The organism is Flavobacterium sp. ACN6 (assembly GCF_002304005.1).
Taxonomy (GTDB): domain Bacteria; phylum Bacteroidota; class Bacteroidia; order Flavobacteriales; family Flavobacteriaceae; genus Flavobacterium.
Genome location: NZ_MRCQ01000005.1, coordinates 137,669 through 159,029, shown reverse-complemented (window position 1 = coordinate 159,029; position 21,361 = coordinate 137,669). Strand labels below are relative to the sequence as shown.

Annotated in this window: 18 protein-coding genes and 1 pseudogene; 7 read left to right on the top strand and 12 right to left on the bottom strand. The window is 33.2% G+C overall.

All coding sequences use genetic code 11. From position 1 onward, the window contains the following. Nucleotide 1: 1 nt before the first annotated feature. From sprC to BSF42_RS09635, 4 genes are all read right to left on the bottom strand, one after another. Nucleotides 2-1,462 carry a gliding motility protein SprC gene (gene sprC, locus BSF42_RS09650; protein WP_095952878.1) on the bottom strand — a complete coding sequence of 487 codons (1,461 nt, stop codon included), beginning with the start codon at nucleotides 1,460-1,462 and terminating at the stop codon, nucleotides 2-4. After that, the gene (locus tag BSF42_RS09645) at nucleotides 1,459-1,854 is read right to left on the bottom strand and encodes a hypothetical protein (protein ID WP_095952877.1); all 396 of its coding nucleotides are present in this window, start codon (nucleotides 1,852-1,854) and stop codon (nucleotides 1,459-1,461) included. Before BSF42_RS09645 ends, sprC begins: the two co-directional genes overlap by 4 nt. A 101-nt stretch (nucleotides 1,855-1,955) precedes the next feature. Beyond that, complete coding sequence (locus BSF42_RS09640) at nucleotides 1,956-3,248, bottom strand: hypothetical protein (RefSeq protein WP_095952876.1); 1,293 nt, start codon at nucleotides 3,246-3,248, stop codon at nucleotides 1,956-1,958. 192 nt (nucleotides 3,249-3,440) lie between these two features. Beyond that, nucleotides 3,441-3,893: a hypothetical protein gene (locus BSF42_RS09635; RefSeq protein ID WP_095952875.1), complete on the bottom strand. Its 453-nt coding sequence runs from the start codon at nucleotides 3,891-3,893 to the stop codon at nucleotides 3,441-3,443. 435 nt (nucleotides 3,894-4,328) lie between these two features. Here BSF42_RS09635 and BSF42_RS09630 point away from each other — a divergent pair, with 435 nt between their 5' ends. The 4 genes from BSF42_RS09630 (at nucleotide 4,329) to recA (ending at nucleotide 7,647) form a co-directional block, all read left to right on the top strand. After that, entirely contained in the window at nucleotides 4,329-5,477 is a 1,149-nt protein-coding gene (locus tag BSF42_RS09630) for a DNA polymerase III subunit delta' (protein WP_095952874.1), read from the top strand. Between the two features lie 7 nt (nucleotides 5,478-5,484). After that, nucleotides 5,485-5,868 (top strand): DoxX family protein, encoded by a 384-nt coding sequence (locus BSF42_RS09625; protein ID WP_095952873.1) that lies wholly within the window; start codon nucleotides 5,485-5,487, stop codon nucleotides 5,866-5,868. 101 nt (nucleotides 5,869-5,969) lie between these two features. Then, entirely contained in the window at nucleotides 5,970-6,479 is a 510-nt protein-coding gene (locus BSF42_RS09620; protein WP_095952872.1) for an acyl-CoA thioesterase, read from the top strand. Between the two features lie 160 nt (nucleotides 6,480-6,639). Further along, entirely contained in the window at nucleotides 6,640-7,647 is a 1,008-nt protein-coding gene (gene recA, locus BSF42_RS09615) for a recombinase RecA (RefSeq protein WP_095952871.1), read from the top strand. A 546-nt stretch (nucleotides 7,648-8,193) separates the two neighbouring features. Here recA and BSF42_RS09610 read toward each other — a convergent pair. Continuing rightward, nucleotides 8,194-8,943, bottom strand: coding sequence for a 1-acyl-sn-glycerol-3-phosphate acyltransferase (locus BSF42_RS09610; RefSeq protein WP_095952870.1), 750 nt, complete (start codon nucleotides 8,941-8,943; stop codon nucleotides 8,194-8,196). A 156-nt stretch (nucleotides 8,944-9,099) separates the two neighbouring features. Then, a pseudogene (locus BSF42_RS09605) lies at nucleotides 9,100-9,476 on the bottom strand (GxxExxY protein). Between the two features lie 259 nt (nucleotides 9,477-9,735). Between BSF42_RS09605 and trpS the strand changes: the two are divergent. Next, nucleotides 9,736-10,710, top strand: a complete 975-nt coding sequence (gene trpS / locus BSF42_RS09600; RefSeq protein ID WP_095952869.1) for a tryptophan--tRNA ligase — start codon at nucleotides 9,736-9,738, stop codon at nucleotides 10,708-10,710. A gap of 263 nt (nucleotides 10,711-10,973) precedes the next feature. On the opposite strand, the gene dprA is transcribed toward trpS, so the two are convergent. Continuing rightward, a complete protein-coding gene (gene dprA / locus BSF42_RS09595) occupies nucleotides 10,974-12,074 on the bottom strand; it encodes a DNA-processing protein DprA (protein WP_095953026.1) in 1,101 nt (366 codons plus the stop codon). Between the two features lie 237 nt (nucleotides 12,075-12,311). Between dprA and BSF42_RS09590 the strand changes: the two genes are divergently transcribed. Together BSF42_RS09590 and BSF42_RS09585 are read left to right on the top strand one after the other, a co-directional pair. Next, entirely contained in the window at nucleotides 12,312-13,283 is a 972-nt protein-coding gene (locus tag BSF42_RS09590; RefSeq protein WP_095952868.1) for an SPOR domain-containing protein, read from the top strand. A gap of 121 nt (nucleotides 13,284-13,404) precedes the next feature. Continuing rightward, nucleotides 13,405-13,866 (top strand): hypothetical protein, encoded by a 462-nt coding sequence (locus BSF42_RS09585; protein ID WP_141248444.1) that lies wholly within the window; start codon nucleotides 13,405-13,407, stop codon nucleotides 13,864-13,866. A 43-nt stretch (nucleotides 13,867-13,909) separates the two neighbouring features. Here the strand turns inward: BSF42_RS09585 and BSF42_RS09580 are convergent, their stop codons facing one another. From BSF42_RS09580 to mnmG, 5 genes are all read right to left on the bottom strand, one after another. Further along, complete coding sequence (locus BSF42_RS09580; RefSeq protein WP_253251022.1) at nucleotides 13,910-14,584, bottom strand: hypothetical protein; 675 nt, start codon at nucleotides 14,582-14,584, stop codon at nucleotides 13,910-13,912. A 163-nt stretch (nucleotides 14,585-14,747) separates the two neighbouring features. Further along, nucleotides 14,748-17,027 (bottom strand): helix-turn-helix domain-containing protein, encoded by a 2,280-nt coding sequence (locus BSF42_RS09575; RefSeq protein ID WP_095952866.1) that lies wholly within the window; start codon nucleotides 17,025-17,027, stop codon nucleotides 14,748-14,750. Nucleotides 17,028-17,130: 103 nt separating this feature from the next. Beyond that, entirely contained in the window at nucleotides 17,131-17,715 is a 585-nt protein-coding gene (locus tag BSF42_RS09570; RefSeq protein ID WP_095952865.1) for an OmpH family outer membrane protein, read from the bottom strand. 234 nt (nucleotides 17,716-17,949) lie between these two features. Beyond that, nucleotides 17,950-18,798 (bottom strand): bifunctional 2-polyprenyl-6-hydroxyphenol methylase/3-demethylubiquinol 3-O-methyltransferase UbiG, encoded by an 849-nt coding sequence (locus BSF42_RS09565; RefSeq protein WP_095952864.1) that lies wholly within the window; start codon nucleotides 18,796-18,798, stop codon nucleotides 17,950-17,952. A 655-nt stretch (nucleotides 18,799-19,453) separates the two neighbouring features. Further along, nucleotides 19,454-21,325 (bottom strand): tRNA uridine-5-carboxymethylaminomethyl(34) synthesis enzyme MnmG, encoded by a 1,872-nt coding sequence (gene mnmG, locus BSF42_RS09560; RefSeq protein WP_095952863.1) that lies wholly within the window; start codon nucleotides 21,323-21,325, stop codon nucleotides 19,454-19,456. Nucleotides 21,326-21,361 lie beyond the last annotated feature (36 nt).

The window sequence follows — 21,361 nt, the reverse complement described above, 5'->3', positions numbered from 1 at the left end:
ATTATTTTAGCACTGTTATTGATCCTTTTTTTTCACCTGTGTCGGATTGAATGACATAGTAATAAACGGGATTTACATTTTTAAAATCTACATTGTTTTGAGGCCAATCGCCTTGATAATTCACAACGTCCAGAACTTTATCTCCGTTTGAACTTATGATAATTACTTTAGTCGCTGCATTTTTGTATTCATCAGGAATATTCCAATATGGATTCATCCCGCTTAATCTAATAATATTTGGAATAACACTTGATGGTCCTGAATCTCCATTGATTCTAAATGTAAATTCTTTTGTTGCAACACAACCTGCTGCTTGAGAAATTATTACTTTATAGTTACCTTGTACGGATATCACTAACGAATTTCCTGTTTCTCCAGAAATTATATTGTTATTTAAATACCATTCATAAGAAGCTGCAGATGCATCGGTAGTAACGGTTACATTAATCGTTTCCCCTTCACTTAATTTATATCCATCTTCAGCATCAATAGCGGCATCGAAGCCATTACTTTGAAGATTTATACTTCCTGTTGCTTTACATCCTCCAAAATCAACTTCAACAGTGTAAACTCCCGACTCGTTTGTAGAATACGTACGATTAGTTGCTCCTGTAATAACAGTTCCGTCTTTTTTCCAAACATAACTGTTTCCTGAAGTAGCTGTTAAGACAGTTCCTGCACCGCTGGCACAAAAAGGATTTCCTAAACTTGAATTGATAGTTACACCTGATCCTGAACTTGAAGAAACAACGTCAACACGGTTTGAATAAGATTGTGAGGTACAAGTTCCGTAGTTTGTTTCAACATAATATGTACCTGGTGTAGTAACTGTATATTCAGGTCCTCCATTACCTTGCACAAGTGTTGGTAAAGTTGTTTCGCCGTTGTATCTAAACCAGTTATATGATATAGATGAATATTTTAAAGGAGAATCTGGATTACTAGCTACATTATCAATAGATAATACGTAACTGCCACCAGCACAAATAGCAGCAGAACCATTAAAGTTATTAATGGTATACTGCTGATCATGTATTTTGTAATAAATTGGGAAAAGCCTTTTTGTCGTAGAAGAAGCAAAACTTCCACTAGAAGGCTGACCTCCAGAACTTTTAATTCTTAAGGCATAAGTATCGGATCCAACTAAATCAGAAGGAACGTTGAATACAATTGTTTTTTTATTAACTGCATCATCAATTACGTTTATTGTTGTCGTAGAAGTAGGATTAGTAAAACTTCCTGTTTTATCAGACAACTCAACCTCAAATGTTGTTCCTGCTTGATAACCTGTAAAAGTAAATGATGCTCGGTAAGTTGGATTAGTTATACCACCGGCACAAATTCTGTCAAAAGTTAAAATATCAGGTACTATATTTTGAGCATAAGTACTCGATTTAGCAAAAATCAAAATGCTAAATAAAAGTAAAAATTTGGTAAAAGATAAAGTAATTTTTTGAATCATATAGTGCGTGTTCTTGCTAAGTCTATACGCTCAAAAAACAAAATATCTATGAATGTTTCTGAAAAATCATACTTGTAGTTTTCAATAATATCTTTTGCAAGAATTGAAGTTGACGTAAGTGTTGAATTGTCTTGACAATCGTTTGATACAGTATTTGATTCAGCTGCTATAGTAAGGCTGTCCTTGGGGTTGGACATCCCTACTATAAACTGATTAATGCTGTTTTTAATTGCAGCATTTGTATTGTTTTGGTTAACATTGCCTAAAGTTAATGTGCACGCAGAATCAGCAGCCATTGTAGGTTTTTCTGCTGTATTCTGTGCATATAGAGTTAACGAAATAGGCGAAACCAAAAATATTATATATAAAAAATATTTTTTCGTAGATACCATTATGTTTTGATCTTTATTTGGGTCCGGTAAGACGATACATAAATTGTGTCTGGGGACTTTATTAATAAAATTTACGCGTGGAAATAAAAATCGAAATCTATTTATCTATTGCCGCTTGAAGCCGTGATTTTTCCTAATTGTAATCTAAAATCTGGTTTTTTAGGATTGTAAATATCAATGAATGTTTCTTTGTTATCACTTTGTGACATAACATTGAAAAACACACTGTTTCCATACCAGCTTTCTAAATCTTCATTATTAGAGTTGTATTCTGTAAAGATGTTTCCATTACACAGGTTTAAATACATTTCTTCAATTTTGATTTTTTTAAGATTAGCATCATTGATCTCTATTTTACTGTCTAGTAAAACAGCTGGATTGAACCCAGAAATTACACTACGCTTCATTTCAAGAGAAGCGCCTTCTGCAACATATACAGCTTCTTTTACTAAACCTGATTGAATATCAGCTTTAATATTTTCGCTATCGTTAAGCATTGTAATATTTGTAGCAGCTACAAGAGTTTGTTTTTTTGTAAAGTCAGTTTCATTCTTTTTCTCATAAGATTTCACCTCCATACAACGAGATCCATCTTTGTTACTTGATAAGTAAGAAGATCTAACAGCTAAAGAGTTGAATAAACGACATTGGATACCTTGAGTAAATTTGAAGTCGTCATTAATAGATTTATAAGAAACTAATTTAGAAGCATTAACATCACCTCCGAAGAAAGCAAATGAGTCACCTCCAGAGTAGCTTACCATTACATTTTCAATAACTGTTTTGTTACCAACACCAGCAACAGTTAAACCGTTGAAAGTATCTAATCCTTTTACTTTTTTACCAGCGAATTCAATTCTAACGAATCTTAAAACTCCAGAGTTAGAAGTTGCATTATCACCACCATAAGTTGTAAGTGTTGGGTCAAGATCAAGGTTGTAAGAACCTACGTTTCCAAATTTATTAATTGGAGCATCTCCTAGGATTACTACTCCACCCCAATCTCCAGCTTTTTTCAAGCTTCGGTTTGAAGTAAATACAATTGGATCTGTTTCTAAACCGTCTGCAACAATTTGTGCACCTTTTGTAACTACCAATGTTCCTTTTGTTTCGAAATCACCAATAATTAAAGTTCCTGGTTCAATAGTTAAAACAGCATTGTTTGTAACATATACGTTTCCTTGCAAAACGTAGATATTTCTTTTCAGCAATTTAGTATTAACAGAAATATTTCCTGCTAAAATTTGGTTTGCTTCTCCATAGTCCACTTTGTTAGGCTTAAACTCGGTCCAGTTGTTCAACCAATTGTTGTAGCCCATAATTCCTTTCTCTTGTTGAGCACTCATACTCGTAACTGTCAAAAGAACGCAGATTAAATGAGTAATTTTTTTCATGATAAGGGGGGTATTACGGTTAATAATAAATTTGGGTATGCGTAAATGAAAAAACTCCTCTCGAGTTTTCCGAAATTATCAGAACCCTCGAGAATGAGTTTTTTTTTATTTTGTTTCTCAAGAATGTTCAAATAGATTTTATCCATCTACGCAAACACTTCGAAAAAGGTTTTTAAAAAAAATAGTCTTTTATTACATTTCGTTCAAATCGTTGAACTCGTGTAATGATTTCAATGTACTTTCGTAAAACAAGATTGCAGCAATTAGATTTCCTTTATCAGAGTAAGGCATCATTTTTCTTTGAAACTCAACAGTTGTATCCAAAAATGTTGATGTACCTGTAGCCTGATTATCTAATACTTTTTTGTGTTCAGAATCGTCTGGAATACCAAGGTCGGCCATAGTAACTCCAGGTTTTGTAACCAAAGCAATGTAAGGAAGAGTTTTTACAAGAACTTTAATACGTTCAATGTATAATTCTAAAAGTTCCCCTTTTTGCATACCACTTAATTCTTTTTGATCATGGTATTTACGAATAAGAGCAGTTGTACTAATAATACTTCTTGGCGCATTCTTAGCTTGTGCCGAAACGGCTGCAGTAGTTAAGATAAAAAGTGCACTTAGCAGAGTAATTTTCCCTTTCATATATTCTTATTTATAATTGGTTGTTGATAAAAACAAAAATATATAAATTAACTTAAACTCCAACTTTAATACTATATTTTTTCAAAAAAAAACCTTAAAAAAACCTTAAAAACCAGTGTTATGTCGAGAAAATGTGCGTTTTAACGCGCTTTATGTTAAAATTGTTAAAAGCAAAACAGTAAGATAATCGCTATAAACTAGTCAAATTCTTTCTTTTAAATAATAAAAAAAAACTTACGTTTATCGATTTCTGAAAAAAAATATTAACAAAAAAATCTTCATATCTGCTCAGGTTGAGTCATTTATTAACAAAATTATATCGAAAGTGAGCCTTAAAAAAATACAAAAAATATCCATGCAATTTTAAATTTAAGACCTCAAAATAATCTTATCTGGAAAATTTTTGACTACATCATTTTCTTCTATCTTTGCTCCATGCAATTTTCTCAAATTTTAGGTCAAGATTACATCAAAAGCCACTTGATAAAAAGTGCTGCTTCTGGTAGAATTCCTCATGCGCAATTATTCATTGGTCCAGAAGGAAGCGGTACATTAATCACTGCCATTGCCTATGCCCAGTACATTTTATGCAGTAATACAGGCGATGAAAACTCAAACGGAAACGATTCCTGTAATCTGAAGTTTGACAACATTTCGCATCCCGATCTGCATTTTATTTATCCAACTGTTACGACCGAAGATGTTAAGACAAAACCCAAAAGTTTAGATTTTATTCAAGACTGGCGTAGTTTTATTCAGGAAATGCCATATGGCGGTTTATTCGATTGGTATAAAATTCTGGGTGTTCAAAACAAACAGGGAGAAATTCGTGTCGAGGATGCACAGGAAGTTTTAAAATCGCTTGCGCTGAAATCATACGAAGGCGGTTATAAAATCATGATTATCTGGATGGCAGATAAAATGAATATCGCGGCATCAAATAAACTTTTAAAACTTCTAGAAGAACCTTCAGATAAAACCATGTTTATTCTGATTTCTGAAAATGAAGAAGATATTATTCAGACTATACGCTCTCGCTGTCAGGTAATTCACTTTAACGGACTTCCAGAAAAAGTAATAGCCGAAGCTTTGGTTGCCCAAGAAAATATAGATCCCAACACCGCTAAAAAAATTGCTCATCAGGCGCAGGGAAATTTTAGCAAGGCTTTGCATTTATTAAAACAAGATGATGACGAACTTCCGTTTGAACAATGGTTTGTCAATTGGGTTCGAGCTGCTTTTAGGGCAAAAGGAAATGCAGCCGCAATTCAGGATTTGATTTCCTGGAGTGAGCAAATTGCTGCGCTCGGACGCGAAAGCCAGAAAAAATTTATCCAGTATTGTATCGAAATGTTCAGGCAGGCTTTAATGTTAAATTATCAGGCACCGAGTTTGGTTTACATTGAACCAAAAGTGGATAAATTTAAATTGGAGAATTTTGCGCCGTTTGTAAACGGAAATAATATTCATGAAATATTCAAAGAACTTTCAGACGCTATGTATCATATTGAAAGAAACGGAAATGCAAAAATAATTCTAACCGATTTATCGATTAAATTAACTCGTTTAATTCATAAAAAATAAATATCAAATGAATAATGTTGCCTCAATTTTAATTTTAGCTTTTTTGGCTTTAACTTTTTTACAATCAGGTTACGAAAAAATTTTTTATTGGAAAGATAATGTCGCTTGGCTGAAAGAACATTTTGCTAAAACACCGCTAAAAAATCAAGTCCCGCTTGCTCTTTTACACTTACTGATTTTAGAATTAATTTCAGGAATTTTATGTGTTGTTGGAGGAATTCAATTATTAACAACTAACGGAAGGGAATTTGGTTTTTACGGAGCAATTTTTTCATGCATCTGTTTGTTAATGATGCTTTTCGGGCAAAGACTTGCAAAAGATTATGATGGCGCGAGAACCATCGTTATATATTTTATACCAGCTGTAATAGCTGTTTACTGGTTGAATTAAAACAACCTGCAATTTTAAAAAACGTTAGCCACAGATTTCACCGATTTTTTTAATCGTTAATCAGTTCAATCTATGGCAAAAATAAATTTTACATTAAAAAAATGAATCCAAAACATCCTTCAGACTCATTAACTATTTTAACTGATTTAGTTTTACCGAGCGAAACAAATCCTTTAAACAATTTATTTGGCGGCGAATTATTAGCCCGAATGGACCGTGCAGCAAGTATTGCAGCGCGCAGACATTCACGCCGAATTGTAGTTACCGCTTCTGTAAATCACGTAGCTTTTAACAGAGCCATTCCCCTTGGAGCCGTAGTAACAATAGAAGCAAAGGTTTCTAGATCTTTTAAAAGTTCTATGGAAGTTTTTATTGATGTTTGGGTAGAAGATCGTGAATCTGGAAGCAAAACCAAAGCCAACGAAGCTATTTATACTTTTGTTGCAGTGGACGACAGCGGAAGACCTGTTGAAGTGCCACCAATTGTACCAGAAACCGATCTAGAAATTCAACGTTTTGAAGCCGCACTTCGCCGTAAACAATTGAGTTTACTGCTGGCTGGAAAAATAAAACCATCTGACGCTACAGAGTTAAAGGCTTTATTTTTGTAGTACAATTTGTGACAATTTGGAACAACTTGCAGCAGTGAAACTTCAAAAAAAAGAAGTATTTTTACCAAAATTATAAGCCTCTTAAATAAAAATCAGGAAGTTATTTACTTTTTTTTGATTTTGTTGAAAGAAAAAATAACAATTTAGACATTTAAAAAAGATGAGTTCAGACAAAGAAGCCAAATTAAAAGCATTACAGCTTACGCTTGACAAACTTGATAAAACCTACGGAAAAGGAACCGTAATGAAAATGGGCGACAAAGCCATTGTGGAGGTAGAAACGATTTCTTCAGGTTCACTTGGCGTTGATTTAGCTCTTGGAGTAAATGGTTATCCGAAAGGAAGAATTATTGAAATATACGGTCCAGAATCTTCTGGAAAAACTACTTTGACACTTCACGCAATTGCAGAAGCTCAAAAAGCTGGTGGTATTGCTGCCTTTATCGATGCGGAACATGCTTTTGATAGAAATTATGCTGAAAAATTAGGCGTTGATATCGAGAATTTAATTATCTCTCAACCAGACAATGGAGAACAAGCTTTAGAAATTGCCGAAAACTTAATTCGTTCTGGAGCAATTGATATTGTGGTAATTGACTCTGTTGCTGCCTTGACTCCAAAAAGTGAAATTGAAGGTGAAATGGGAGATTCTAAAATGGGCCTTCATGCACGTTTAATGTCTCAGGCTTTGAGAAAACTTACTGGAACTATCAGCAAAACAAATTGTACTGTTTTCTTTATTAACCAGCTTCGTGAAAAAATTGGTGTAATGTTCGGAAATCCTGAAACTACAACTGGAGGTAACGCATTAAAATTCTATGCTTCTGTACGTTTAGATATTCGTCGTTCTGCTCAAATTAAAGATGGAGAAAACGTAATTGGTAACAGAACTAAAGTGAAAATCGTTAAAAATAAAGTTGCACCGCCTTTTAGAACTGCAGAATTTGACATTATGTACGGAGAAGGAGTTTCTAAAACAGGTGAAATTTTAGATTTAGCTGTAGAATTTGATATCGTTAAAAAAGCAGGATCTTGGTTCAGCTATGGTGATACAAAGTTAGGACAAGGTCGTGATGCCGTTAAAACTTTAATTAAAGATAACCCGGAACTTGCTGACGAACTAGAAGTTAAAATTAAACAACATATTAAAGATTTGGCAAATGCTTAATCTAATATAAAGTCAAAAAAGACTTATTTAAATCCCGATAGACAACAAAATCTATCGGGATTTTTTTATTTCGAAATAAAAAAAAATTTCACGCAACCTTTTTGACAAAAGTACATCTATTAAAAAAAGCAGGGTTGCCAAATTGATAGGCCATATATCAATTTGAGGCTTTTTAAAATTTACATTGGTTGGTTATTTGAACAGAAATCCGTTAGTTTTTCATGCTAACGGATTTTTTATCAAACTTTTTTTACTTTTTCTTCGGATTCTACGCAACCTTTTTTATTTCGCTGCATCTATAATAATATGTCATCAACTTGAGTTATTATTATAAACTCTTTATTATCAACCATTAATATTTTTAACCATGAAAGAAAAAATGGAATTGTTGTACAATAAAAACCGAAGAAAAACCAAATTGAAATTTAGAAAAGTATTACGTTTTATTTCAGAGAAGATAATCACAGATAACTTTTGAATAAAAAATGGGGGTTTTTAATTCAAAGCAAAAGCCGATAGATTTTTAGATCTATCGGCTTTTATTTTTTATTTTTTTGATTTTTGAAAGTCAATTAATCCGTTGTAAATTACATTTCTAACCTGATCTTTAAGTTCTTTCCTATTATCAATCGTCAAATTTTGTGTTTCTATAAATGGCAGAACTCGAACGCGCATTATGCCGGGACTTCCGCTTAAAAAAGTATACGAAAAGCGTTGTTTGTTATCGGCAAAAACTATTGGAACAATCGGAATCTGGTGATCTATTGCCAGTCTAAAAGCACCGTCTTTAAATTCGTCTAATAAAATACTTTCGTCATCAGGAACACCGCCTTCTGGAAAAATACAAATACTCAGACCTTGATTTAATCGGCTTTGAGCTCTTTTGAAAACTTCATTCTTACTTCTTGAAGAACTTCTGTCCACCAAAATACAGGTTCTTTTATAGAAAAATCCGAAAAGCGGAATCTTCACCAATTCTTTTTTCCCAACAAAAACAAACGGATTCTTAATTAAAGCCAGCATCAGCATAATATCTGTCATTGAGGTGTGATTGGCCACAATCATATAACTTTTGCCTTTAATGAGCTTCTGTTCGCGTTTTACGGTGTAATAAAACCCCATTCCATAAAGAATAAATTTTGCCCAAATGCGAGCCATTTTAAAGAAATATGGATAACCTTTTTCTGAGATAATCGAAATCAGTAAAAACGGCAGCATAATCAAAATCGGAATGGCCATTAAAATATAAAACCATATACGCCATAAAACCCAAAAAGCAATTTTAAATATTTTCATAGTTTCAAAAGTAAGAAAAGAGAAGTGAATTTTATAAAGATTTTTATTTTCCTATGTTTATTGCTTTTTAACGCAGAGCGCGCAAAGGATTTTCGCAAAGGAAAGAAGTTTTATTTCTTTTAGAGATTGCTTTGCAATAAGTTCGCAAAGCTTTATTTATAAATTATTTACAACTCTTCTAATACCATTTTTTAAAAGACTTTCATTGAAATTTACCAATAAGCCAAGTTTAAAATTTCCTACTTTCAAGTAGGTTAATGTTTGTGCCAAATGATTAACAGTAAGTGATTCTACACTTTTTATCTCGATTAGAAATTTGTTTTCCACAAGCAAATCAATGCGGTACCCACAATCAAGTTTAACTTCTTCAAAAACTAATGGCAAAGATTTCTCTTCTCAACAAGAAGTCCGCGTTGTTTAATTTTATAAAATAAACATTCTTTATACACATTCTCTAATAAACCCGGTCCAAGTTTTTTATGAATTTCAATAGCTAATCCAATTACAATATTTGATATTTCGTTTTCTGTCATAATCTAAAAAAAACAAAATTATAAATATTTTCTTATAATTAAAGTAAAGGTTTTTTATAAGATTACTTTATAGAAGACAAAGCTTAGTGAACTTATTGCCAAGCAACTTCAAAAAAATAAAACTTCTTTCCTTTGCGAAAATCCTTTGCGTGCTCTGCGTTAAAATGACTGACAAAAAAACAAAACATTGCGATAAACCTTTGCACACTTTGCGGTTAAAAAAAACATCACGACATTTGCAATTAAGAAAAAATCTAGAATGGCAAAAATACTTACGGGTGTTCAAAGTACAGGAACACCGCATTTAGGAAATTTATTAGGAGCAATTATTCCAGCGATCGAATTATCAAATAATCCGGCGAACGAATCTTATTTGTTTATTGCTGATTTGCATTCGATTACTCAGATTAAAGACGGAAAAACTTTAAGAGAAAACACCTACAGCACGGCTGCGGCTTGGCTGGCATGTGGTTTGAATCCTGAAAAAGTAACGTTTTACAGACAATCGGATGTGGTGCAGACTACAGAATTGACTTGGTATTTGAGCTGCTTTTTTCCGTTCCAAAGATTGACTTTAGCACATTCTTTCAAAGATAAGGCCGATCGTTTAGACGACGTAAACGCTGGACTTTTTACTTACCCAATGTTAATGGCTGCAGATATTTTATTGTATGATGCTGAATTTGTTCCTGTTGGAAAAGATCAGCTGCAACATTTAGAAATTACCCGCGATGTTGCTTCTCGTTTCAACCACCAAATGGGTGAAACATTTGTAATTCCTGAAGCTAAAATTCAGGAAAACATTATGTTGATTCCTGGAACAAACGGAGGCAAAATGAGTAAATCTGCCAATAATATTATTAATATTTTCTTGGATGACAAGGCATTACGCAAACAAGTAATGAGCATTGAAACAGACAGCACACCGCTTGAAGATCCAAAAAATCCTGATACCTGCAACGCATTTGCCATTTATTCTCTGCTAGGAAATGAAGCACAGATTGCCGAAATGAGAGCAAATTATTTAGGCGGAAATTATGGCTATGGCCACGCCAAACAAGCTTTGTTTGAATTGATTACAGAAAGATTTAAAACTGAAAGAGAGAAATACAATTACTACATCAACAACCTTGAAGAGGTAGATGCGCTATTGAAAAAAGGTGCAGCAAAAGCTTCTGTTGTCGCTGATGGGGTTTTAGCAAAAGTTCGAGAAGTTTTAGGATTTGGTAAATAAGAATAAATCCCAAAAGATTTAATAAATAAAAAACGTTGAAACGGTATCAAAACCTTTCAACGTTTTTTTATGAATCATATTTTTTGTAACTTCATGTTTATTAATCTTTTAAAAAAATGAAAAGATGAATAAATATATTGAAAACTATGATGCTCCTCCGTACTTGTTCCCGATTCTGAATATCATTTTTGGACTACTACTCATTTTTATTCTGTACAAATTATACAAACATTTTAAAAATAAATAGTGACAGATTTTCTCCGTTAAATTACCTCAAAAAGTTTTCCAGGAAGCGGCCTAATAATGCCTTTGAGTTCCATATTTATGAGAATTCCAGACATTTTGTAAATTGGAAAATCACATTTAACGGCAATGGTATCCAATAATTCTTTTCCATTTTTTAGAAGAAAATCATAGATTTTTTGTTCATCAGAATCCAATTCGATAAAAAGCTGTTTCTGAATGCTTTTAGGTTTTTCTTTAATATCCCAATTCAGCATATAAACCAAATCAGCTGCGTCTGTTAATACATTTGCTTTCTGAGTCTTAATCAAATTATTACAGCCTTGACTGTATTTATCTGTAATTCGTCCAGGCACTGCAAATACATCTCGGTTATATTCGTTTGCCATATTGGCTGTTATCAGCGAACCTCCTTTATCTGCAGATTCAATGACAATTGTTGCTTCTGTCATGCCGGCCACAATTCGGTTTCGCCGCACGAATTTCTCTTTATCGGGATTAGAATCGCTCCAAAATTCCGTTATAAAACCGCCATTCTCCTCCATCCGCGCCATATATTTTTTATGCGTTCTTGGATAAATCTGATTTAAACCATGCGCCAAAACTCCAATAGTCTGCAGGTTATGATCCATCGCGGCTTGATGTGCGACTATATCAACTCCATAGGCAAATCCGCTTACAATTACAGGATCTAAAGGAGCAAGATCTTCGATTAGTTTACGGCAGAATTCCGCACCGTAAGATGTTATCTGACGCGTGCCAACAATACTAATTATTTTCTTGGCTTTAAAATCGATATTTCCAGCTGTAAATATTAAAATTGGCGCATCAATACAATGCTTAAGCCTTTCGGGATAGGTTTCATCCTGAAAAAAAGAAATCTGAATATCATTCTTTTTTATGAATTCTAGTTCTCGTTCTGCTTTCTCAAAAATGCTTTTATCTTTTAAATTTTTTAATAAGACCGTTCCAATACCATCAACCGCAGCCAATTGATTATTTTTTGCCGTAAATATAGCCTGAGCATTTCCAAAAGAAGTGAGCAGTTTTTTTCCCATTATATCTCCCACTCCATCAACCTTTAACAAAGCCAGCAAATAAAATAATTCTTGATCTGTCATTTTATAAAACATTATGTAAAATAGAAAAAACTATTTTACTTTTTTTGAAGCACAAAGATCATTAAAACAAAGTAATTTCTTAATAATTTTTATAATTAAAATGAATTCGAATTTATAAATCAGCACAAACATTGAGCTAAATATTTGAAAACGAATTGTCTAAAAATAATTCCGAATTGTTAATAAAAATTGTGAATAAAATTTTGATAACTATAAGCGATGCATAACTTTGTTACTATGAAAATCGAAGTATATATCTCGCAGTTATTGTATCGTTATCAGTGTGTAACGGTTCCAGGGTTTGGTGCATTTTTAACAGAAATTCATTCGGCGCAGCTAAATGAAAGCACTAATTCGTTTTTTCCTCCAAAAAAAACCATTTCATTCAACAGCCGTTTGAAAAACAACGACGGTTTACTTGCAAATCATATCGCTCAGGCAGAAAAAACATCTTATGGTTTTGCTGTTAGCGCTATTGCGTTTGAGGTTTTGAACTGGAAAAAAACTTTAGAAGAAAATGAAGTAATCCTTTTAAAAAATATTGGAGAATTACGCTTGAACTCTGAAAGCAATATCATTTTCACACCAAACGATCAGATTAATTATTTGTCAACTTCTTTTGGATTAAGTCCGTTTGTTTCTCCGATGGTGAAAAAAGAAGCTTTCGAGAAAAAAATCGAAAAGATCGCGGCAAAAGAAAAAGAAGCTGTTTTATTATATGAAAATGAAGAACAAACTAAATCTTCAAATCCGTTTTTAAGATACGCTGCAATTCTCGTTTTAGGACTTGGAATTACAGGAAGTATTGGTTATCCTTTGTACCAAAACCAAATTGATAATCAAACACTTTTGGTAGAAAAATCGGTTCAGAAAAAAGTAGAAAACAAAATTCAAGAAGCTACGTTTTTTATAAAAAGCCCTCTTCCGGCAGTGACGCTTTCTGTTGATTCTGCGAAAGTTGAAATTGCTGAACCAACAATGTCGTATCATATTATGGCTGGTGCTTTTAGAAGTGAACAAAATGCAAAAAAAGCTTATAACCAATTAATCAAAGATGGTTTTAAAGCTAGAATGTTGAAAGAAAACAAACATGGCTTATTCCCTGTTTTGTACGGAAGTTATCCAACAATGAAAGAAGCTGAACAAGCTCAAAAAGAAATTCAAAAAGGCGAAAATCCACAAGCTTGGATTCTGGTCGAAAACTTATAAAACTTCAAAATCCTGTTCTTTCGAACGGGATTTTTTTGTCCTATTCTGTTATTTTAAAAAATTTCACTGGTAATCTTTGAAGATCACTTCGAATAAATTCGTTCCATTAAATTTAAACAAAATGGATAAAATCTTCAAAACACTAGTAATCTTGTTATTACTTAATTCACAATCTTTTTTTGCACAGCAAATTCAAACCACTAGCGCACACGAATTGGAGTTAAAAAATGCTGCAGCTCAAACTCAAAAATTGCTAAAACAGAATCATAAAATATTGGATGATAAAATTGAGCAGCTCAAAAAAGAACAGAAAGACATAGAAAGCAGAAAGAAAGAACTGGAAACCAAAAAGAAAAATCTTTCTAAATCTGAAAACAATTTGAAAGCAACCAAGGAAAAAATCAGTAAACTTGAGCTCACAAATCAGAAAATTGAAAACAAAATAACAACTTCGGTAATTTCTGATGAAGAGATTCAAAAACAAAAAATTAAAACAAAGGAAAATGATGTCAATATCCAAAAACTGAAATTGACTCAGATTACTCAGGAAAAAGAGCTTGAAAAAGTGATGTCAGCTATTTAATAAAAAAGCCTAATTCGTTCTGAATTAGGCTTTTTTAGTCTGTTTATCGTGAAACAATCTTCGCATTTTGAGAAAGAATTTTTTTCCCTGCTTGATATATAATTAACGCCGCAGGCGCCGAATTTTTTTCGCCCAAAACGACGAAGTGGCATTCATATCGAAAATCAACTTTCTTAAATTCGTAATGATGATTTCCACCTGTACCGTCAGCATAAAAAATACCATTCTCTATTATTAAATCTGGAGTATCGGTCATTTTCTTTTTGATCGACCAAGATGCATATCGAAATTTATTATTTCCTAAATCATCAATTCTAATTCTGAACTTTGATGTTTCAAGAATCGCAACAGGTTCTTTAAAATCTGAAATTGCGCTGTTTACACTTTTTTTCTCGGAAGCAATCAGCGAATTTTTTAATTTTTCTTCTGCTTTTGACTGGTAATTTACTGCAGTAATTTTTCCATCGGTATCAATCCATAAATCGCCTTGATTGAGCATTATGCCGCGCCAGCCCATTTCTGACCAATCTTTTGCTGGATTCGATTTGGTAATTTTTTCAATTAAAACTGCATCAAAAATTTGATTGTATCTCTTTACAAAATCTGCTTTATTTTTTACCGCAGGAATTGGAACCTCTCTCTTTAACGGAAATTTTACACGATTTGAAACTGCCGTTTTATTGCCATTTTTTACTTCCAAAATAAATTTCGAAATCATTTTTTGATATTCTGGTTTCAGATCTTGAGCCGTCATACTGAAGTTGCAAAAGATCAAACAAACTAAAAAAAATCGAACTATTTTCATATCCAAAATAATTTAATGCGTTAGAAATCAATTTTTTGAAAAACAAAAATGATGTTTCACGTGGGACGTTCAAAAATTAATTTATACTGGCTTTGAACATTTTTAATTCATCCCAGGTAAATTCATCTCCATGTTTTTCTTTCAAACCGCTTAGAGATTCTTCCTGATAAAATTGAAATGCTTCTCGCAAAGCCAAAATTTTATCATACGGCAAAACTTCGTTGATATCAATTTTCTTTGCTTGAATAAGTCTTATCAAATGTCCTTCGATAGTTTGAACATTCAATTTACGCATTCTTGCGATATCTTCGACAGAATTTTTCTCCAGCCATAAATCGTGCGTCTCTTCAACTGTGGTCTTTTTAGCCGTTTTAAGCTCACTTTTCTCCGCTTTAGCTGCCTTATACCGAACAACGGGTTCTTCTGTCCTAAAAATGTCTGTATTTGTTATTTTAAGCTCTTCTCGAATCCTTTCTGCTTTGTTGGTTTTATAATTTCTAATTAATGGAGACGATAATTTTTCTTTAGAAATTGCTTCACCAGAAACTACAACTTCAAGCAGTAACTTTGCTTTTAGTAAACGCAAAACCGCTTTTGTCTGCAGATCTTCTAAAAGATTAAGTTCTTCATAAAACTCTTTTACTTTTTTAAATTTCTGTATTTCAGCCATTTTATAAATTAAATCATCGACCAATTTATCCATTGGTTTGAAAAAGTAATCGTAGGCTGCCTCTACTCTTTCTTTCACAAAAAATAAATCGACGGTTTCTTTATTGAAAATTTTATTCAGCTGAATGATAAATTTCTGCGAAGGCTCTAAAAGCTGTTCGATTATTTCCAAACGTTTATGCGCCCAAGCGGAATGTTTCGATTTTTCTGAACCGGCCGCATTTTCGTTATAACTAAAACGATGGTTTCGCCATTCTTGCGCCAATTCGGTCCAATTGAAACTGTTTACCAAATAGTTATGAATAAAATTCTTGGTTTCAAAATGAAGAGAATTTTTTAAAACTTCTTCAGTGGCTTTATTCAAAGCATAATCCATTACATCTTGGTCGTTGGAAATGCCATTCATCTGCATCGGAGAAAGCAAAATAAGACCGTTTAATGAACGTAAACGCGAAAGCGCTACATACGCTTGTCCAGGCAGAAAAACTTGCGATACATCGAGCGCGGCTTTGTCAAAAGTTAAACCTTGACTTTTATGCACCGTAATCGCCCAAGCCAATTTGATTGGATAATGTGCGAAGGTTCCCAAAACCTCTTCTTCGATTTCTTTAGTTTGTTCATTGACTTTGTAGCGGATATTTTTCCATTCGTACTTCTCTACTTCGAGCGTCATATTCTCCTCTGGAAAATGAACAAAAATTTCCTCGTCAGAAAGAGATTTGATTACACCCATTTTTCCGTTGAAATATCTCTTCTCAAATGATAAGTCATTCTTAACGAACATGATCTGAGCGCCAATCTTCAATTTCAATTCTTCTTCTACAGGAAATATCTTTTCAGGGAAATCGCCAACCACAAAAGGTGTATACACATATTCTTTTCCATCTAAATCATTGATTGACTGAGAGTTAATTGAATCCGCTTTAGCATTATGCGTTGTAAGCGTTATGTAGCCTTTATTCTCTTTGAAATCAAAATATGGCTTAACGTATTGATTTAGAACAGCAATGTCCTGAGGTGTGATTTGATTATTACGCAGATTATTCAAAACCGAAATAAAAGTATCATCCGTTTGTCTGTAGATTTTCGACAATTCAATATAAATGGGCGGATTGAGCTGCAAGACATGAGAATGAAAAAAGAATTTCCCTTTGTAATAATTTCTCAAAGTACGCCACTCTTCATCTCGAATTACGGGAGGCAATTGCAGTAAATCTCCAATAAACAGAACCTGCACGCCCCCGAAAGCCTGGCTGTTTCGGCGGACAGACTGCATCATAAAATCGACCGCATCCAGCAAATCCCCACGAAGCATACTTACTTCATCAATAATCAGCAGTTCCATATTGCGAATCACATTTCGCTTGACGTTGTTCATTTTGAAATGACGTCGAAGTGATTCCTTATTTTCAAACTTTACTGTTTCTGTAAATTGCGCGCTCCCTTCGTAAGACGGAATAAATGCCGAAAAAGGAAGCTGGAACATAGAATGAATCGTTACTCCACCAGCATTTAAAGCCGCAATTCCGGTTGGCGCTACCACTACTGTGTTTTTGTGAGTCGTAGCTATGATTTCGCGCAAAAGCGTAGTTTTTCCTGTTCCTGCTTTACCCGTCAGGAATATGGATTTTTGAGTCTGATTAATGAATTGCAAGGTGTAAGCTGCCGCTTCTGAAACGTTTTGCATTGGGCTTGTATTAAAAAATAAAATTACCGCATTTTTATAAAAAGAAAAAACCTAAATCGCAGTGGATTTAGGTTTTCAGTAATTTAGTTAGTTTGGTAGTTTTTTATTTTTTTGCTTCGCCTTCTTTAGTTTCAGCTGCTGGTTTTGCATCTGTTTTAGGCTCTGCTTTATACTTATCGTTTAATTCTTTGATAATCGCTTTTGTGATATCATATTTATCTTCAGCATACAAAACTGTTGCAGCATCTCCAGTTCCGTAGATGTAAGAGTAACCGTTTTTCTTTCCGTAATCTTTGATGAATTTTTTAACACCGCTAACAAGAGAATCCATTTCTACACCACTTTCTTGCTGTAATTGCTGCGCTAATTGTTGTTGAGCATAACCTAATTGCTGCTCTCTCTTTTGCAATTCAGCTCCTCTTTGCTGCGCCCAAGCTTGACCATTTGCCTGTGCTTGACTTTGAAAATTAGCAGCGTCTTGTTTAAAACGTGAAATTTCAGCTTGTAATTGTCTTCCTTTTTCTTCCGCTTGAGCTTTGTATTTTGCCTCTAAATCTTTTGCTTCAGTGTACTCTTTCATCAAAACCGAAGTATCCACGTAAGCTGTTTTTACTTCCTTTACCTCTGCTGTTTTGTTACAAGAAACTGCGAAAACTGAAAGTGCGATAATAACTAATGCTTTTTTCATTTTTTTTAATTCTATTTTTTTTAAGTATTAAAGACAAAAATATAAAAAAATCAATAGCATCAGCATAAAGTTTAAAAAATGCGCAAATTTTATGATATTGTTTTTATTTATAGAAAAAATAATAGCAATAAACCGACACTATTACAATTAAATTGATCTTTCTAGAATTGCTTTTAACCAAAAAAAGCCATTTCATCCTTTTCGGGCAAAATAGCTTATTTTAGATTTTTTATCTTATTTATTTTTCAGCACGTAAATGTGCGATGAAAATTCGTTTGTTTTATTTGCTGTCAAATTTGACTTTAAACCAATGAAAAAAGCTTTGATATAATTCATTTTTCCTGTTTTGTATTTCTCTGATAAAAGACTCACATAAAACGAATCAAATTTCATTGGAAGTATTTTGTCCAATTTCATATCTACCTTTTCAAAAAGCAGCTGAATCGATTTTTTAGAAAAATGCCAAAAGTGAATTGGCACATCATAAGCCGCCCAAAATGTTTGATAATGATTTGCATCAAACGATTTGAAATTTGGAACCGCAATAATTAATGTTCCAGTTGGCTTTAACAATCGCTTTAATTCTTGGATCTGAAGTCCTAAATCTGGAACGTGTTCCAAGACGTGCCACATGGTAATTACATCTAAAGAATTATTTTCTAAAGAGCTTGTTTCTTCCACGAAAGAAATCCCTTTTTGCTGTGCAATATTTTTTGCTCTTTCGCTTGGTTCTACTCCAATTGTTTCCCAGCCGTTATTTTTTGCCGTCAACAAAAAATCTCCAGTTCCAGCACCAATGTCTAGAATTTTTCCTTTTTGAGGTTGTTCCGCATTAATCAAGTTTAATTTATTTTGAAGCGCAATATTTTTTACAAAATGATAGGCTTTTTCAAATAAGGAACGTTTGTTGTCTGTATGTGAAATATAATCTTCGCTTTCGTAATATTTTCCCAGATTATGAAGTTCTGGCTGTGGTGAAGTAATCAGCATATCTAATTCTTCATCATAATACAAATCAAAAATTTCTTTTGAAACAGAATGGTCTTTTACTGTAAGAAAGTGTTTTTTATTTAAAACGTCCATTTTTTAATTCTAGATATTTGGGTTTAATTTATAGCAAATCCTAAAAACGAAAATTTTTCATTTTTAGGATTTTATTTTTAATTCGTTTTTGTTCCAGTTTATTTAACTGCATTAACTTTTTAATTTTTCAATTCTACATTCATCTCCATTTTTTCTTGATATCATTTTGTGATCTACAATCTATCGGTTTGGAAATAATTGTTTTTAATTTCTTCTAATGAAAATAATTCCTAACCTATTCTTTCAATTTTAAAATTCAACATAATTACAATCGAAATTTCAACTCACGAAAAAAGCATATGCCAACTTGAATTTCATTTCAGAATTAATCAATAAGTGATTTTTAGTTTTTTATCGCACTTATGTACGATTCGAATTCCTGAATTGTTTCATCAACAAATTGAAATAGATATAGATTATTTCTCATTTGCACAATGTCTTTCTTTTCAAAAGATCATTTTCCCAACTTTTATTCTTTCCAGTCCACTTTTTTAATAAAAGGTTTCACGTGGAACAAAAAATATTTTAGATTTAGATTTTCTCTTCTTAAAAATACTGTAAAACCATAAATAGTTTCACGTGGAACAATTTAGTTTAAAGTCGCAATTTTCAGTCGCAGTAAAACTGTCCTCTAAAAACTGCGACTGTAAACTCTTTATCTTCCCATATAAATCAAAAGAACGGAAATATCACTTGGTGACACTCCGCTTATTCTTGAAGCTTGAGAAATTGTAACAGGACGAATCTTGCTCAATTTTTGTTTTGCTTCAATAGACATTGATTTAATTTTATTATAATCGAAATTTTCTGGGATTTTTACTTCTTCCAAACGATTTAGTTTATCCGCATTATTTCTTTCTTTTTCAATATAACCAGAATATTTAACTTGAATTACTGCTTGCTCAACAATTTCTTCATCCAAATCATTCTCTTGAATATATGATGATACTTTTTCAAATTTGACCATATCTTCCAATTCAACTTGTGGACGAGAAAAAATCTTAAACATTTTATCTCCCTGCGTTATTGGCGCAGATTCTTTTGCTTCCAAAATTGGATTTGTTTCCGCAATGCTGACACTTGTTTCTTTAAAGAATGAAACCATCTTTTCAGACTCGTTTAGTTTACGTTCCATTCTACGAAGACGGTCTTCAGAAGCTAAACCAATTTCGTACGACATTGGCGTTAATCTAAAATCAGCATTATCTTGGCGCAGCAAAGTTCTATACTCTGCTCTTGACGTAAACATACGATAAGGTTCTTCCGTTCCTTTCGTAATCAAGTCATCAATCAAAACTCCAATATACGCTTCATCACGTTTTAAAATCAAAGGATCTTTTTCATGAACTTTTAAATGTGCATTTATTCCAGCCATCAAACCTTGAGAAGCCGCTTCTTCATATCCTGTCGTTCCATTAATTTGTCCAGCAAAATATAAACCTTCAACCAACTTTGTCTCCAAAGTATGTTTCAATTGTGTTGGCGGGAAGAAATCATATTCGATTGCATAACCAGGTCTAAAGAATTTCACTTTCTCAAAACCAGCTACAGAACTTAAAGCTTTAAATTGAATATCTTCTGGAAGAGAAGTCGAAAATCCGTTTACATAAACTTCACATGTATTCCACCCTTCCGGTTCAACAAATAGTTGATGACGCTCTTTATCTGCAAAACGATTTATTTTATCTTCAATCGACGGACAATATCTTGGCCCTAAACTTTTGATTCTTCCGTTAAACATTGGAGAACGATCAAAACCTTCTCTCAAAATATCATGAACATCCAAAGACGTGTATGTCATGTGGCAAGAACGTTGATGCGTTAATGGAGCAGTGATATCTGAATAAGAAAATTTAGACGGCTTCGCATCTCCTTTTTCTTCATTCATTTTAGAATAATCTAAAGAACGTCCATCTACTCGCGGCGGCGTACCCGTTTTCATCCTTCCTGCTTCAAAACCTGCTTTAATCAAATCTTCTGTAATTCCAGTCGCAGCACTTTCTCCTGCTCTTCCTCCACCGAATTGTTTTTCTCCGATATGAATTAAACCGTTCAAAAAAGTTCCGTTTGTCAAAACAACAGATTTGGAACGAATCTCCACACCAAGTGAAGTTCTAATTCCTTTTATCTTTCCGTTCTCGATTATCAGACCTTTTACCATTTCCTGATAAAAATCCAAATTTGGAGTTCCCTCCAACATCATTCTCCATTCTTCAGCAAAACGCATTCTATCACTTTGAACTCTCGGAGACCACATTGCAGGTCCTTTCGATTTATTCAACATCTTAAACTGAATTGCTGTTTTATCAGAAACAATTCCTGAGTATCCACCAAGCGCATCAATTTCACGAACGATCTGTCCTTTTGCAATTCCACCCATGGCAGGATTACAAGACATTTGTGCAATATTCTGTAAACTCATTGTAACCAATAAAGTTTTTGATCCTAAATTTGCGGCCGCTGCCGCGGCTTCAGAACCAGCATGGCCTGCACCAACCACAATAACATCGTATTCTTCTAAAAACATTTTGTTTTATTATTCTCCAAAAAAATCGCTAACGCG

What these genes read in the sequence shown, in the direction of transcription:
- dprA (WP_095953026.1), bottom strand. Translation starts at nt 12,074, where the DNA reads ATGACAGATCAAGAATTATTTTATTTGCTGGCTTTGTTAAAGGTTGAT.
- BSF42_RS09575 (WP_095952866.1), bottom strand. Translation starts at nt 17,027, where the DNA reads ATGCAAAACGTTTCAGAAGCGGCAGCTTACACCTTGCAATTCATTAAT.
- BSF42_RS09645 (WP_095952877.1), bottom strand. Translation starts at nt 1,854, where the DNA reads ATGGTATCTACGAAAAAATATTTTTTATATATAATATTTTTGGTTTCG.
- BSF42_RS09640 (WP_095952876.1), bottom strand. Translation starts at nt 3,248, where the DNA reads ATGAAAAAAATTACTCATTTAATCTGCGTTCTTTTGACAGTTACGAGT.
- mnmG (WP_095952863.1), bottom strand. Translation starts at nt 21,325, where the DNA reads ATGTTTTTAGAAGAATACGATGTTATTGTGGTTGGTGCAGGCCATGCT.
- BSF42_RS09620 (WP_095952872.1), top strand. Translation starts at nt 5,970, where the DNA reads ATGAATCCAAAACATCCTTCAGACTCATTAACTATTTTAACTGATTTA.
- BSF42_RS09635 (WP_095952875.1), bottom strand. Translation starts at nt 3,893, where the DNA reads ATGAAAGGGAAAATTACTCTGCTAAGTGCACTTTTTATCTTAACTACT.
- BSF42_RS09570 (WP_095952865.1), bottom strand. Translation starts at nt 17,715, where the DNA reads ATGAAAAAAGCATTAGTTATTATCGCACTTTCAGTTTTCGCAGTTTCT.
- trpS (WP_095952869.1), top strand. Translation starts at nt 9,736, where the DNA reads ATGGCAAAAATACTTACGGGTGTTCAAAGTACAGGAACACCGCATTTA.
- BSF42_RS09590 (WP_095952868.1), top strand. Translation starts at nt 12,312, where the DNA reads ATGAAAATCGAAGTATATATCTCGCAGTTATTGTATCGTTATCAGTGT.
- BSF42_RS09625 (WP_095952873.1), top strand. Translation starts at nt 5,485, where the DNA reads ATGAATAATGTTGCCTCAATTTTAATTTTAGCTTTTTTGGCTTTAACT.
- BSF42_RS09610 (WP_095952870.1), bottom strand. Translation starts at nt 8,943, where the DNA reads ATGAAAATATTTAAAATTGCTTTTTGGGTTTTATGGCGTATATGGTTT.
- BSF42_RS09565 (WP_095952864.1), bottom strand. Translation starts at nt 18,798, where the DNA reads ATGGACGTTTTAAATAAAAAACACTTTCTTACAGTAAAAGACCATTCT.
- BSF42_RS09585 (WP_141248444.1), top strand. Translation starts at nt 13,405, where the DNA reads ATGGATAAAATCTTCAAAACACTAGTAATCTTGTTATTACTTAATTCA.
- recA (WP_095952871.1), top strand. Translation starts at nt 6,640, where the DNA reads ATGAGTTCAGACAAAGAAGCCAAATTAAAAGCATTACAGCTTACGCTT.
- BSF42_RS09630 (WP_095952874.1), top strand. Translation starts at nt 4,329, where the DNA reads ATGCAATTTTCTCAAATTTTAGGTCAAGATTACATCAAAAGCCACTTG.
- BSF42_RS09580 (WP_253251022.1), bottom strand. Translation starts at nt 14,584, where the DNA reads ATGATTTCGAAATTTATTTTGGAAGTAAAAAATGGCAATAAAACGGCA.
- sprC (WP_095952878.1), bottom strand. Translation starts at nt 1,462, where the DNA reads ATGATTCAAAAAATTACTTTATCTTTTACCAAATTTTTACTTTTATTT.